Source organism: Peristeroidobacter soli (assembly GCF_004138485.1).
Lineage (GTDB): Bacteria > Pseudomonadota > Gammaproteobacteria > Steroidobacterales > Steroidobacteraceae > Steroidobacter > Steroidobacter soli.
This window is the reverse complement of the sequence record NZ_RYEV01000005.1, coordinates 285,907-300,369: the sequence shown is the minus strand read 5'-3', so window position 1 is coordinate 300,369 and position 14,463 is coordinate 285,907. Positions and strand designations below refer to the sequence as shown.

The window sequence follows — 14,463 nt, the reverse complement described above, 5'->3', positions numbered from 1 at the left end:
CTCGCTGTGACGGACTCTTCAGGGTCCGCGCTACTGTGGTGAGATTAGGACACAGCGTCGCAGTTGCCGACTACGCAATAGTTGGCCAGCCACACGTACAGTTTTAATATGCTCCGGCACCCGGGTGCCGTTGAGGGGACAGACGTGGAACCGAAGTTCGAGAACGTGCAGACCGACAACGAGAGCTCTTTCTGCAGCCTCTGGTTTTCCTGCGCCCGGCTGGCCGACGACCACACCTGGCACTATCACCCCGAATTCGAGCTCAGCTGGGTGGTGCGCAGCGCCGGCACGCGCTTCGTCGGCGATAGCATCGAGCGCTACGAACAGAACGACCTGGTGCTGCTCGGCCCCAATCTGCCCCACTGCTGGCACGACGAAACCGATCTCGGCGCGCAGGAACATGGCTCCGAAGCCATCGTCCTGCAGTTTCGCCCTGAAAGCTTCGGCGGGGATTTCCTCGGCCTGCCCGAGCTCGCGCCCATCAACCGCCTGTTCCGCGCGTCCAAGTGCGGCTTACATATTCAGGGTGAGACGGCCACGCGCGTGCAGGGCCTGATGAAATCGATCTTTCGCAAGACCGGGCTGGAGCGCTTGATGGGTTTGCTGGAGATCCTGCAGGTCATGGCGCAGGCGCCCGACGACCTGCGCGCGCTGGCCAGCGCCGACTATCACATCACCAACGACATCACCGAGACCAACCGCCAGCGCATCGAGTTCATTCATCGTTACGTGCGACAGCATCTCGGCCGCGAAGTCAGTCAGTCGGAAATCGCCGCGCTGGTCGGCCTGACGCCGCCGGCGTTCAGCCGCTTCTTTCGCAAGGCCACCGGCCAGACCTTCGTCGGGTTCGTGAACATCCTGCGCATCAACGAGGTGTGCCGCCTGCTGATGGAGGGCGAAGCAGGCATCACCGACATCGCCATGAATTGCGGCTACAACAACATCGCCAACTTCAACCGGCAATTCCTGGCGCTCAAGGGCATGAACCCGACTCAGTTCCGCGAGCAGCGCAGCCGGATGCTGGACCGTCCGCAGGTGCCGGAGGCGAGCGCCGACCTGCAGCGCAAGCCGCACCCGAATCGGATCAGTATGGCCAGTTCGGCTGAGTAAAGACGCCGCCGTCGACGCTCAGGGTCTGGCCCGTGATGAAGTTGGATTCCTCGCGGGCCAGAAACAGGATCGCGTTGATGACGTCGGCCGGCGTACCGACCCGGCGCATCGGCGTGATACGCGACCACGTTGCGGCGTAGTCGGGCACTTCCTTACGCGTGCGCTCGTTCTCGATGGCGCCGGGCGCCACGCAATTGACCGTGATTCCATGCGGACCGAACTCGACGGCCGCGAGCCGGGTGAGCTGCTCGATGCCGGACTTCGACGCCGAGTAATCGACCAGATTGGGAAAGGGCACCTTGTTGCAGCCGGAGCCGATGTTGATGATGGCGCCACGCCGCCCCGCTTTGATCATCAGCTTCGCCGCCTTCTGCGTGTTCAGAAAGCAGCCCTTCAGATTGGTGCGAATGACCTGATCCCAGCTGGCTTCCTCCAGATGCAGGAACGGACTCCAGGTCTGGACCGCGGCGTTGTTGATCAGCAGCGTCGGGACTGTGTCGAACGCCGCGACGATGTTGTCGAAGAAGGTCTCGACATCCTCCCGGATGCCCACATCGCAGCGCTTGACCCAGGCGCGTCGGCCGTGGCTCTCGATCTGACGCGTCACATTCGCAGCCGCCGCTTCGTCATGAATGTAACTGACGGCGACATCCCAGCCCTGACTGGCGAGCGCGATGACGGTCTCATGACCGATACCGGAGTTGCCTCCCGTGACGACAGCAAGCCTGGTTGCGTCGGTCACGAGCGCGCCTCGGCGGTGTGGCGCACGACGCGCTGTCGCTGCGTTCCCAATCCTTCGATCCCCAGTTCCATGATGTCCTGTTCCTTGAGCCATTGGGGCGGCTTCATGCCCATGCCTACGCCCGGCGGCGTGCCGGTACTGATGACGTCGCCCGGCTGCAAACTCATGAACTGACTGATGTAGTGAACGAGATAGGGAACGTCGAAGATCATGGTGCGCGTGTTGCCGTCCTGGACGGTGCGGCCATTCACCGTGCACCACATCCGAAGATCATCGAGGCGCGGGACTGCGTCCAGAGTCACCAGATAGGGACCCAACGGACAGAAGGTGTCGCAGCCCTTGCCCTTGTCCCATTGCCCGCCTCGCTCCAATTGATAGCTACGCTCCGACACATCATTGACGACGCAAGCGCCAGCGACGTAGTCCATCGCGCTGGCCAGCGGCACATAACGCGCCTCGCGAGCAATCACTATGCCGAGCTCGACTTCCCAATCGCCTTTCTCCGCACCGGGCGGCAACACCACGTCGTCATTCGGGCCGACGATGGACGAGGTCGCTTTCAGAAACAGGATGGGCTCGCGAGGTATCGCCTGGCCGGTTTCGCGGGCGTGATCCGAATAGTTGAGGCCCACGCAGATGATCTTTCCGACGCCGGCGACCGGCGCGCCGATGCGCACATCGGCATTCACGATCGGCAGACTGTCGATGGACGGCACACGCAGACGCTGCAAGTCCGGCAGCGTGCGCGCATCGATATCCGCAACGACTCCCGAGAGATCGCGAATGCGGCCCTCGCCATCCAGCAATCCGGGACGCTCGCCGCCCTTGGGGCCAAATCTGAGCAACTTCATGGCCGACATCAGATGCTGATGCCTCCGTCCACCACCAGATCGGCGCCGTTGATCAGCGAGCTTTCGTTCGACGCCAGCATCACGGCGACGGCGGCGATCTCATGCGCCTGGCCCATCCGGCCCATGGGTTGCCGGTCAAGCAACGCTTGCCGCGCGGCCCCTGGATCGGTGAAAGCATTCAAGCGATCGGCCAAAGAGGGTGAATCTATGGTGCCGGGACTGATGCAGTTGCAACGAATTCCCTCGCGCACGAAATCGAAGGCAACGGAACGAGTCATCGCGATCACCGCCCCCTTGGTGGCCCCGTACACGAAGCGCCGACTCGCCGCCATGGTCGTCGAGACCACCGAAGCGATGTTGATGATGGCGCCGTCGTGACGCTCCACCATGCCAGGCAGAAACGCCCGCACCATGGTGTAGATGGAGGTCACATTGATGCTCAGGCTGGCCGCGAAATCCTCGGGAGTGCATTCCAGCGCGGTGCCCACCGCGACATAACCGGCGCAGTTCACGAGTACGTTGACATCGGGATATCGTCGGGCCGCCTCGCGAACGCTGTCGGCATTCGTGACATCGAGCGCCAGAACCTCGACGCCACTGCCCAGCTCACGCAGCTTTTCCGTCTGGATGTCGGTCGCGATCACGCGCGCGCCTTCGGCGGCGAACGCTTCGACGACAGCACGGCCGATGCCCTGCGCCGCCCCTGTGACCAGACAAACCTTGCCCGCCAATCTTTTCGACATGGCCGTACCTTAGCGACCGGCTCTTCGCCGCTACCACGACACAGTTGATGCGATGTCGATATCGTTTTGACTGCGCGCCGATCAATTCAGAATCGGTGCGCGATCAAGCGGCGCGTGGCTGGTTCGCGCCACCGTTCTTTACCCTCGCTCCGACCCCGGGGAGGATGTGTGCCAGTCATCAAAGATACGTTTGGATACCTGCAGGACGACCGTCGAGTGGATCGCATCACGCTGTCGCATCCACGCAGTGGCTTCAGTGTCGAGATCCTCGAATACGGCGCCCGAATACGAGCGATCAATTTTCCACACGCGCGCCGGGGGCCGGTGAATACCGTGCTCAGCTATGCGTCGCTGAGGGAATACGAGCTGGATACCGCCGCTCTGGGCGCCATCATCGGACGCTGCGCGAATCGCACGGTCGCGCGGGCCCATCCGGAGTTTCAACTCAGTTGCAACGATGGGCCGAACCATCTGCATGGCGGGCTCATCGGCTTCGGTCGTTCCCTGTGGCGGGCGGTTGCCTGCGTCGACGGCGGCTCGCCCGGCGTGCTGCTGGAATTGCAGTCGCCCGATGGCGATGAAGGGTATCGAGGCAATGTCTCGGTGCAGATGGAGGTGCGCCTGGACTCGCCGCTGTCCTTCAGAACCGTCGTGACCGCGACCACCGATCGCGCGACGCCGCTCAATCTCACATTGCATCCCTACTTCAATCTCACGGGCGATCCGGACGTTTCGATCGACGATCATGAGCTGCGGCTCGCAGCCGCGACGTATCTGCCGGTCAGCCAGGATCAAATCCCCACCGGCGAGATCCGCGCGGTCGACGGCACACCCTTGGACTTTCGACAGCGCACCCCCATCGGCGCCAGGATTCATGAGACGGACGGGGGCTACGATCACTACTGCCCTCTGCTGCCGGGCTCGGCCGTCGCCGCCGAACTATCGAGCCGCCGCTCGGGCATTCGCCTGAGCGTCAGCACCAACCAGCGAGGAATTCAGTTCTACTCAGGCAACAGCCTGGCGGGCGCGACACCACGGATGTTCCGTGCACGAGTCGGGCTCTGTCTGGAGCCGCATGGATTTCCCAATGCGCTCAATGAGCCCACGTTTCCGAGCATCATGGTGCAACCGGGCGAAACGTATCGTCACGATACCCGCTATCTGTTCGCCATGACGCAAGACTGAGAAAAGATGGCGCGACCGTTTACGGCCGCGCCATCGAACACTCCACCCCTATATTGTCATAGACCGTAGATTTCCAGCTTACCGATCTCGGCGCCCGTGTTCAGGCTATTGGCCGTCACCGACACCCGGATGTATCGTGCCGTGGTGACCGGCAGATCGATCGATACCAGGAAATTGTTGGTGTTGGTGAATCCGTACGACTTCGCGGCTGAGATCGTCGAGAAGTTGATCCCATCGGTGCTCGCCTGGATCGCAATGGTCTCGTTTCTCCACCACGTCCATTCCGGCGGCAGCGACACCTTCACCGTATGCACGTCGTAGCTCGCGGCCATGTCGATCGTCAACGTCGCCGGCAAGCTGGCGCTCCGCCAGTAAGTGCTGACGCCGGCATCCACTGTGTTGGCCCCGACGTTGCCGCCGGAATCACTGCTCGAGACAACGGACTTGCCGAGCGCGAGATCAGCGCCGCCGCTGGGATTGCCGGAATGCAGGCTCACGCCGCTCACCGAACTGCCAACCACGTAAATCGGATTGCCTGAGAGCGCGAGCACCGCCGTACCGCTCGACGGTGTCACCGATCTGACCGTGCCCAACGTGCTCGTCACGTTGAACGCGGCGCTCGCGGCCACATCGACGCCCGTCGCGTTCGGATTCGACGTCCACATGACGCGCACCGACGGCGATCCCGACTTAGTGAACACCAGCGAGTACACGTTGGCGCCGAGGCTGTCCGAGCTGGAGTACGTGTAGCCGTCGAGCTTGCGGCTCAGCACCGCTTGCGCGACGAATGCGGGCTTCGGCGCGATGGCGGGATTGTATTGGGGATGACGGAGCATGCCCCAGTTGCCGTCCGGGCTCGCATACGGGCTGTCGTCGAACAGATCGTAGAACTCATAACGATCCAACCCCTTGCGCAAGGTCAGCACGGCATCGCGCACCAGATACGCGGCCTGCACCGCCTCCGAAACGCCGATGGTTGGATAGGTGGACCAGCCGGTCTCCGTCATCCACAGCGGCTTGCCCGACGCGGCGGGATAGTTCGCGAGCAACGACTTGACGTTTTGCACGATGGTTTCGTTGTCGCCTTCCGGATTGCCGAAAGTCAGCGCGCCGGTGCCGGTCTCGACCGTGTAGTTGTGAATATTGAACACGTCGACATAGCTGGCGCCGCCCGCATCCAGGAAGTCCTTCAGCCAGTTGTAGGAGATGAAGTTATATTCCGGCTGCACCTGGGTATCGCCACCGAGCCACAGCGGCGACAGACCCGCCATGCCGGTCAGCACGACCTTCGCCGTGGGTGCCTCGGCATGGATGGCTGCTTCCGCCGCCTGTAGCATCGGCAGATAACAACTCACCGACCAGTCGCAGTTGCCCTGCGCGAAGCCGTCGGGATGGTTGTACTCGTTGAAGATTTCGTATTCGAGCTGAGCGCCATAACGATCGGCAATGGCCGCGGCGTAGGCCGCATAGGCAGCACGCCCCGCCGGCGAGTACGGACGAGTGTCGTTGTCGTAGGCCGGATTGGAATATCCGAGCACGGCCAACGGCTTGATGTTGGCGGTGGTCAGCGAGGAAATGAGCGCGTCGTAGTCGATGAAGTACGGCGTGGTCGGCGCGAATGTGTAATTGCCGGCGGTCGGCTCGATCTGCGGCCAGCGCATATCGAAGCGCATGAACGACAGGCCGCCCTTCGCGAGCAGGCTCGCGTAGTTCGGTGACGGCAGGATCTCCGGATGGGCCGTGGTGCCGAACTTGTTGGTCGACGCATTCGGTACCGTCGACAGATTGGTGATGATGCCGACGCTGGTATCGATGGTGCCCTGGAACAAGGCCCCCAGCGACAGCCGGTAATATCCGGCTGGAATACTGTTGAGATTGATGGAGCCGTTGGTGCCGCTGGCCGTGCCGGAGGCCACGATGTTTCCGGCAATATCCAGCAGCGTCCAGGAGACGTTGCCGGTCGGATTGGTCAGCGTGACGGTGGCCGCCCCGGCCTCGAACAATAGATCCGTGTTGGTGATGGTGATCGCATCGGCCGATCCCACGTAGGACAACGACGCTAGCAGCGCGACGCCTGCCAGGTTGCAAGATCGAGACGCGCGATATCTGGTTCCTTTCATGACATCCCCCGTGTTGAGTTTGCTGGTCGATCGCGGCGCGAAGGTAGCCGTGCCCTCGCACCGCACACCACGACTCAATTGATGGGATGCCAATGAACTATTGCTCGCCATTGTGTAATGGCGATCGACACTTTATCGATTTGCCTTGTCAATAAGCGTTTCCGGCCGCAGACTTGCGCCCCAGCGGGTTATGACAAAGTCCGGCTCAACCGGCGTCGACAATGCGATACAAAGAGACGAAAGAACAGAGCGCGGAGATTCTGCGCCTGACACTGCCCTTGATGGCTCAGCATCGGGCGGCCTATCACCCTCAGACCTACACTCTCTGGTATGAGCACGTCGCCGGCATCAACCCGCGACTGAGCAACGAGCTGGATCAACGCGTGGCCCGGCGCGAGTCGCTGACCGACGACGACGTCTGGCGCCTGCATGCGAACTTCGTCATCGCCCGGGACGCGGAAGCGCTCGAACGCATGCATCAACGGCTGCAGACGCTGCTGTCGGATACAGCGACAGCCGCCTCCAGCGCGGGACTCGAGGCCACGCAGTTCAATCAGACCCTGCTGCTTCACAAGGATCAGTTGGCCCGGCCGCTGGCCATGAACCTGATCACCGACATCGTTGCCGACCTCATCACCGATACCGAGCGCATGCGGGTCGTGACCAAGGAGCTGACCGAGCAGCTCGAGCGCTCGACGCAGGAAGCGCGCCACCTCACCGAACAGCTGAAGCAGGCCGAGCATCAGGCCAAGCTGGATCCGCTGACGGGCATGCTCAATCGGCGCGGCCTGGAGCAACGCATGCAGTCGTTCGTGGAGGACGCGGGCTCGTTGCAGGGCGGCGCCATGCTGCTCTCCGATATCGATCACTTCAAGACGCTGAACGACACCTACGGCCACCTGCTCGGCGACAAGGTGCTGCGCGCGGTCGGGCAAGTGATCTGCGAGAGCATCAAGGGCCGTGACATCGCCGCTCGCATCGGCGGCGAAGAGTTCGCCATCTTCCTGCCGGACACCACGCTCGAGGGTGCCGCGATTCTGGCGAAGCGGATCTGCGCCGCCACGTCAGCCCGCACGATCCGGCGCAGCGGCACCGAGCAATGCATCGACCGGGTGACCATCTCGATCGGCGTCGCCGCCAGCCGGGAATCCGACACCTTGGAAACACTGATCGACCGTGCCGACAAGGCCATGTACGCGGGCAAGCAGGCGGGCCGCAATCGCGTCTCGCTCTATCAGACCGCCTGAGCCGGCGTGCAATCACGCGCGGCCCAGACGCGACAATCTCCGGCCCGCTCAGGGTTGCACGGCCAGAAGGTCGTCGTATTCCGCCCCTGCCCTGTACATCACCGGACCGTAGCAAGCGAATAGTTGCGCGCTACGCCCGCGACAGCAGTTGCTGCGGCTCTTCGGCCACGTCGTTCGCTGCAGGAAAAAAACGTGCTTCGAGATCCGCCACCGACAGCGGCTTGGCTAACAGGAAACCCTGCACTTCGTGGCAGCCTCGGGCGAGCAGCCAATCGAGCTGACCCTGGCGCTCCACGCCTTCCGCGGTAACCACCAGATTCAGACTGTGAGCAAGCGAAAGAATGGCGCTCGCCACCGCCGCGTCACCGGCCGAGTTCTCGATATCGCGCACGAATGCCTTGTCGATCTTGATGCGATCGGGCGGAAAGCGGGTGATATAGGCAAGCGACGAGTAGCCGGTGCCGAAGTCATCCAGCGCAATTCGACACCCCAGCTGCCGCAGACGTTTCAGCGCGCTCTGTACCGTCGCCGAGTCCTTGATCAGCAGCGATTCCGTCAACTCGATCTCGATCAACGACGCCGGCACGCCCGCCGCCTTTGCCTCGGCCTCCACGACCTTCGCGGGATCGCCGTGTAACAATTCCTTACCCGAGCAGTTGATCGCGACCGGCAGCACGATGCCGCGATCCAGCCACTTGCGCAGCTGCCGGCACACGGCTCGCACCACCCAGCTGCTCATGTCCAGGATCAGACCGCTGTCTTCGGCGATCTCGACGAAGCGGTTCGGTGAGATATCGCCGTACTCGGCGTCGCGCCAGCGCAGCAGCGCTTCGACGCCGACCAGCTTGCGATCCTGGATCCGGAACTTGGGTTGAAAGACCAGGTTCAGCAGGTCGTTGTGAACTGCCTTGCGCAGCCGGCCTTCCAGCTCGAGCCAGTCACGCATTCTGGCGCTCATCGCGGGCGCATACGACGCTACGGCGCCGGAGGTTGCCTTGGCGTGGTACATCGCCGTGTCTGCGTGTTTGAACACAGTGGCTACGTCAGCGCCATCGTCTGGATACACCGCCACGCCGATATTCGGCGATGAGTAGAACTCCAATGCGTCGTGAGTGATCGCCAGCTTGAACGCTTCGGCGCACTGTCGTGCCAGGGTCAGCGCGATTTCGCGAGCACCCGCCTGTCTGAGCACCACCACGAATTCGTCACCGCCCAATCGTGAGATCAGGACTCGCTCGGACTCGATGCCGAACTCGTTCACCGTGCGCACCAGTCGATCCGCAAAGGCACGCAACACAGCGTCGCCCATGGCGTGACCAAACGAATCGTTCACACGCTTCAGACTGTTGAGATCGATATAGACGACCGCTGCATTCTCACCCGCCTGCCTGGCGGCATCGAACATGGCCGCAGCCGTTTCCATGCAGCGCTGCCGATTCGGCAGGCCTGTCAACGTATCGTAGTAAGCGAGTCGCTCGATGTGTTCGGTGCTCGCAATCAGTGCTCGCGCACCAGCCGCATTACGAAGAATGTATTCGAGGCGCCTCGGCAACAGTGCCCAATTCACCGGCTTGGAAACGAAGTCGGTCGCACCTGCTTCGAACGCCAGTGTGATCGCGTCCGAATCCTCATGCCCGGTCACCATGACGATGGGTGTGGTGGTGAAGCGCGCGTCGGCACGCAAACGGCGGCAGACTTCATAGCCGTTGAGGCCCGGCATATCGACGTCGAGCAGGACGATGGCCACTTGATTGTTGAGCGCGGCCGCGAGTGCATCGGCACCGTTGTCGAATGCCAGCGCTTCCAAGCCAACCTGCGCTGCCGACTCTTCCAACAACACGAGCCCCGTCGACTCGTCGTCGGCGATGATGGCGATGCCGGAATGGCGGTCCGCGATACTCATGCGCTCGCCTTCATGGTCAGGCCCAGCAGTGCGTTCATCAGGGGCGCGTGCGCGGCCTGAATCGTGTCATGGAGCGTGGCGGCTTGCTGCTGCTCGCCCGCGATACACAATTGCTCGAGCCTGCGCAGCTCCTTGCCATAGCTCAGCGCGCCGACATTCGACGCACTCGAAGCCAGCTTGTGACAGATGCCGGCCGCGGTCTTCAGATCCTGCTCAGCCATCGCGGCACTCAATTGCGCCAGCGACTCGGCCGAACCGGTTCGAAACAACTCCACGAGCTTCGAGTACAAGTCGGAGTGACCGCGGGCGCTCAGTTTTCGCATCGACGCGACCGCATTGGCATCGACGCTCGCAAGCGCATCTTGCTTCGTCGGTGCGGCGGACAGCTTGATCAATTGCGCCGCGGTATCGGCTTCCTGGGTCACCAACCATTTGCGTAACAGGCGCGCGCACTCGTCCAGCGTGTAGGGTTTGGTGAGGATGTCATCCATATCGGCGCGCAAGCACTTTTCTCGATACGTGGTTGCATCGTGCGCGGTGAGCGCAACGATGGGCGTGCGCTCGCCCTGCTTCGCTCGCTGGCGGATCAGTTGGGTCGTCGCGAATCCATCCATGTCCGGCATGTTCAGATCCATCAGGATCAGATCGAAGTGCTCGCCGGCGCTGCGCGCCACGGCTTCGTTGCCACTCTTCGCCCACACGCTCGTGCAACCCAGGCTTGCGAGATAGCCTTCGGCCACCGCTGCGTTGACAGGCTCGTCCTCAACCAGCAGGACATGCGCTTTGAACGACGGCGTATCGCTCGCGCTGGTACGAGGCTGATCGGTCGCTGCCACCTCGACACCAGTGACCACCGCCAGCGCCTCGCGTAGCGCAATCCGGTGCACGGGCTTGAGCACGATGATCTTCTCATCGAGCAACGCGCGCAGGTTGTAAGACTCGGCCTCGGCATTGGTTGCAATGACGATGAGCCCGGGCCGCGACGTCCGGCCTGTCAACAAACGTTTCAACTCTTCGGAATGCGTGCTCGCATCCAGGATCGTGATCTCCGCCCCGCCGTCTGCAGGTACCAGCCCGAATGAAGACACGTGACGCGTCAGCGACTCCCGCAACGACGTGCGTCGAGTAAGGATGCGAACGGTGCGGCGAGGCAATGCCGTCTCGGCTGCAGCAGGTGTCGAATCAATCTGCAGAGGCAGCGCCAAATGGAACGTCGATCCGACCTGCGGCGTGCTCTCCACGGTGATCTCGCCGTCCATGATGTCGGCCAGCTCGCGACAGATCGCCAGGCCCAGACCGGTGCCGCCGAATTTCCGGGTCGTGGTCTCATCCGCCTGCGAGAACGGTTCGAAGATGCGCTCGACGGCCGCTTCATCCATGCCGATGCCGGTATCGGTCACGGCAATCCTGGCAACGGCGCGCTCCTCGTCGACCATCGTCACATCGGCTCGCACGACGACTTCACCCTGCAAGGTGAACTTCACCGCGTTGCCGACGAGGTTCATCACGATCTGACGCACGCGAAGCGGATCGCCCAGCAGCACCCGTTCGCCGCGCGCGGGCGGACAAACGATCAGTTCGATGCCTTTGCCCTCGGCGGCCCCGGCAAACAGGCTGGTGCATTCTTCCAGCACCTGGCCGAGATCGATGGGCAATGCCTCGAGCTCCACTTTGCCGGCGCGAATCTTCGACAGATCCAACAAGTCATTCACGATCTGCAACAGGATCTGCGCCGAGGAGCGAATGGTCTTGGTGAGATGCGATTGCGTCGCTGACTGTTGGGTACGCGACAGCAGCTCGGTCATGCCGACCACGCCGTTCATGGGCGTACGCAACTCGTGACTCATGCGATCGAGGAAGTTGCTCTTGGCTTGCGCGGCTTCGGCGAGCTGACGATTGCTTTCGACCAGCTCTCGCGTCCGCAACTTCACTTCGGCGTCCAGCACTTCACGCTGGTGAACCACAGCTTGGTATTTGCGGCGCTGTCGATGCGCGCGATACAAGATCACGCCGAGGATCAATGCAGCGTACGCGGCATAGGCCCAAGGCGATTGCCAGGGCGCTGGCGCGCGCTCAATAGTGATTTTGTAGGGCTGCTCGCTCCAGCCCGAATCGGAGCTCGCGGCGCGAACTTCGAGCACGTGCTCGCCGGCGGGCAGCGTCGTCAGTGTGATTCGTCGCTGACTGCCCAGGTCGATCCAGTCATCGCTCAGTCCCGGCATGCGATACGCCAGGCGATTGTGCTGAGTCGAGCCGAAGTCCAGCACGCCGAAGTCGAGCGACAGGATGCTGTCGCGATAGCTGAGCGGAATATTCTGGAGCAACCAGAACGGCGTGCCGCTGCGCATGCGGGCGCCGAGAATGTCGACATTGGTCAGCGCGAGACGCGGCGGCTGCCGGTTCTCGCTCAGCCGGGTCGGATCGAAGATGTTGAAACCACCCGGACCGCCGAAACACACGCGACCGTCGCTCAAGCGATGATAGGCACCGAATGCAAACTCTTCGCCCTGCAGACCGTGTTCGCGATGGAAGGTCTTGATCGCGCCACTCTCGGGATCCAGACGCATCAGGCCGGCATTGCCACTCAGCCACAGCGAGCCCGCGTCGTCGGCCACGACACCGTACAGCGTGTCGCTCGACAGGCCCTGCTCGCGCGTGAGGGTTTTGAAGCGAATCTGCTCCGGCGCCGCCGACGAGCCCTCGACCTGCGCCAGACCACCGCCATCCGTCGCGGCCCACACACGATCGCGTGCGTCGACGGTGACTGCATAGACGACGTTGGCCGCCAACGATGCCGTGTCGTTCGGATCGTTCTTGAAAACCCGCACGACCTGCCCATCGGCCCGCGCGAGATTCAAACCGTTCATGGTGCCGATCCACCAGTTGCCACGCGCATCCTCGGCAAGCGAGGTCACCTCGGGTGAACCGATGGCTCCAGGTTGAGCTCCAAACGGCAGCTGACGAATCGCGCCCGACGCCGGATCCAGCACGTTCGCGCCACCGCCGAAGGTGCCGATCCAGATCTGACCGCTGCGACTTTCCGCGATGCTCATGATGCCCGCGGCGCTCGTCGCACGCGGATCGCCCGCCTTCACCGGAATCGATTCGATGCGCCCGGCCGGAGTGAGTTTCTTCAGGCCACCCGACATCGTGCCGATCCACAGCGTGCCGAGATGATCGCGAAGCAGTGACATCACACGTTCGTCACGCAGCGCTTGATGATCACGCGTCAACTTGTCGAGCGGAGTCGCCTCGTTGGTTCGAGGATCGAACTGGCGCAGACCGCCATCGAGCGCCGCGATCCAGACACGCCCATCGCCAGCATCGGCAAATGCATTCACCGGCCCGCTGCCCACCCACTGTGGACGCTGACCGCCGAGTTCCCAGCTGCGCGGATTCCAGCGGCTCACACCCCCCGTGCGCGTGCCGATCCACATCACGCCGGCCTGATCTTCGTACAGCGACATGACGAACGAATCGAGCAGCGAATTCGCGTTGCTATCGTCGTGGCGGAAGTGCGTGAAGCGCCCGCTGGCGCGATCGAGCAGTTCGAGTCCGTCCGCGGTCCCTACCCACAAGCGGCCGGCCTGATCCTCGAGAACGCTGCGAACATCGTCGTTGCCGAGCGCATCGGGTGCGCGGCTCTGGCGATACGCAGCCAGCAGACGTCCTTCGCGATCCAGTCGCGTCAAGCCGACCTTGAAGCTGCCCACCCATACGGCGCCACTCTTGTCTTCGAGCACATGTGAGATTTCCTGTCCCGCCAGCGAGCCCGGCGCGCCGGCCGGCGGACCGAACGGAGTGATCGACTCGTCCTCCAGACGCCACAGGTCGAGCCCCGCCTGCGTGCCGATCCAGACATCTCCGGAACGGGCCAGAGACAGAGTGAAGATGCGGTCGCTGCTCAACGCCGCCCGGCCACGGCCGGTCGAGCGCAAGTGTCGAACACCGCCGGTCGCCGGATCGAGAATGTCGACACCCGCATCGCTGGTGCCGATCCAGACCTGTCCGCGTGTATCGACCAGGAGCGCGCGAACACTGTCGCTCGCCAGAGAGTCGGGCTTGTTGTCGTCGTGACGATAGATTGTGAATGTATCGGACTTGCGCTGCCATCGCGCCACGCCGCCGTCGCGAATGGCGATCCACAGATCGCCGCGGGCATCCTCGGCGATGTCCCAGATGTAGTTGCCCGACAGCGTGCCCGGCTCGCCGCGAACGGCGGCATAGCGATGCAGGAGGTGGCCGTCGTAACGGACCAAGCCATCCTCGGTCCCGAGCCAGACAAACCCCTGCGAATCCTGCAGGGTCGCCATGACGGTCGACTGCGGCAGACCCTCGACCGTCGTCAGATGTTCCAGAATGAGCGGAGGAGCATCGGCCGCCGTGGCGATCGCTGCTCCCGACAACAACCCTGCGATGATCAGTGACGCCCGCCAGGCGCGCGTCAGTGGATTTGCACTCACGGCCGCAGCTTGCCCGAGGTTTGATGAAGCAACCGTTGACTGGTTTGCCGAATCCATCGTCGCCGCCGAAGGACCGCACGACGCGCGTCACAATCCCAA

General features: G+C 62.8%; 9 protein-coding genes. 3 read left to right on the top strand and 6 right to left on the bottom strand.

Features of this window, described 5'->3' with window-relative positions; genetic code table 11:
• Positions 1 to 81: 81 nt before the first annotated feature.
• Positions 82 to 1,110, top strand: a complete 1,029-nt coding sequence (locus EKO19_RS22835) for an AraC family transcriptional regulator (RefSeq protein ID WP_129778890.1) — start codon at positions 82 to 84, stop codon at positions 1,108 to 1,110.
• Here EKO19_RS22835 and EKO19_RS22830 read toward each other — a convergent pair.
• The 3 genes from EKO19_RS22830 to EKO19_RS22820 are packed head-to-tail and all read right to left on the bottom strand — an operon-like array spanning position 1,085 to position 3,446.
• Positions 1,085 to 1,852 (bottom strand): SDR family NAD(P)-dependent oxidoreductase, encoded by a 768-nt coding sequence (locus EKO19_RS22830; RefSeq protein ID WP_217705530.1) that lies wholly within the window; start codon positions 1,850 to 1,852, stop codon positions 1,085 to 1,087. The genes EKO19_RS22835 and EKO19_RS22830 overlap by 26 nt on opposite strands.
• Complete coding sequence (locus EKO19_RS22825; RefSeq protein ID WP_129778887.1) at positions 1,849 to 2,703, bottom strand: fumarylacetoacetate hydrolase family protein; 855 nt, start codon at positions 2,701 to 2,703, stop codon at positions 1,849 to 1,851. The genes EKO19_RS22830 and EKO19_RS22825 overlap by 4 nt, the downstream gene beginning before the upstream one ends.
• An 8-nt stretch (positions 2,704 to 2,711) precedes the next feature.
• Complete coding sequence (locus tag EKO19_RS22820; RefSeq protein WP_129778885.1) at positions 2,712 to 3,446, bottom strand: SDR family oxidoreductase; 735 nt, start codon at positions 3,444 to 3,446, stop codon at positions 2,712 to 2,714.
• Between the two features lie 168 nt (positions 3,447 to 3,614).
• Here EKO19_RS22820 and EKO19_RS22815 point away from each other — a divergent pair, with 168 nt between their 5' ends.
• Entirely contained in the window at positions 3,615 to 4,631 is a 1,017-nt protein-coding gene (locus EKO19_RS22815) for an aldose epimerase family protein (protein WP_157995401.1), read from the top strand.
• A 56-nt stretch (positions 4,632 to 4,687) separates the two neighbouring features.
• Here EKO19_RS22815 and EKO19_RS22810 read toward each other — a convergent pair whose 3' ends face one another.
• Entirely contained in the window at positions 4,688 to 6,751 is a 2,064-nt protein-coding gene (locus EKO19_RS22810; protein WP_175597160.1) for a discoidin domain-containing protein, read from the bottom strand.
• 221 nt (positions 6,752 to 6,972) lie between these two features.
• Between EKO19_RS22810 and EKO19_RS22805 the strand changes: the two genes are divergently transcribed.
• The gene (locus EKO19_RS22805; RefSeq protein WP_129778880.1) at positions 6,973 to 7,998 is read left to right on the top strand and encodes a GGDEF domain-containing protein; all 1,026 of its coding nucleotides are present in this window, start codon (positions 6,973 to 6,975) and stop codon (positions 7,996 to 7,998) included.
• A gap of 130 nt (positions 7,999 to 8,128) precedes the next feature.
• Here EKO19_RS22805 and EKO19_RS22800 read toward each other — a convergent pair whose 3' ends face one another.
• Both EKO19_RS22800 and EKO19_RS22795 read right to left on the bottom strand, forming a co-directional pair.
• Positions 8,129 to 9,901: a putative bifunctional diguanylate cyclase/phosphodiesterase gene (locus EKO19_RS22800; RefSeq protein WP_129778878.1), complete on the bottom strand. Its 1,773-nt coding sequence runs from the start codon at positions 9,899 to 9,901 to the stop codon at positions 8,129 to 8,131.
• A complete protein-coding gene (locus tag EKO19_RS22795; protein ID WP_175597159.1) occupies positions 9,898 to 14,364 on the bottom strand; it encodes a hybrid sensor histidine kinase/response regulator in 4,467 nt (1,488 codons plus the stop codon). The genes EKO19_RS22800 and EKO19_RS22795 overlap by 4 nt, the downstream gene beginning before the upstream one ends.
• Between the last annotated feature and the right edge of the window lie 99 nt (positions 14,365 to 14,463).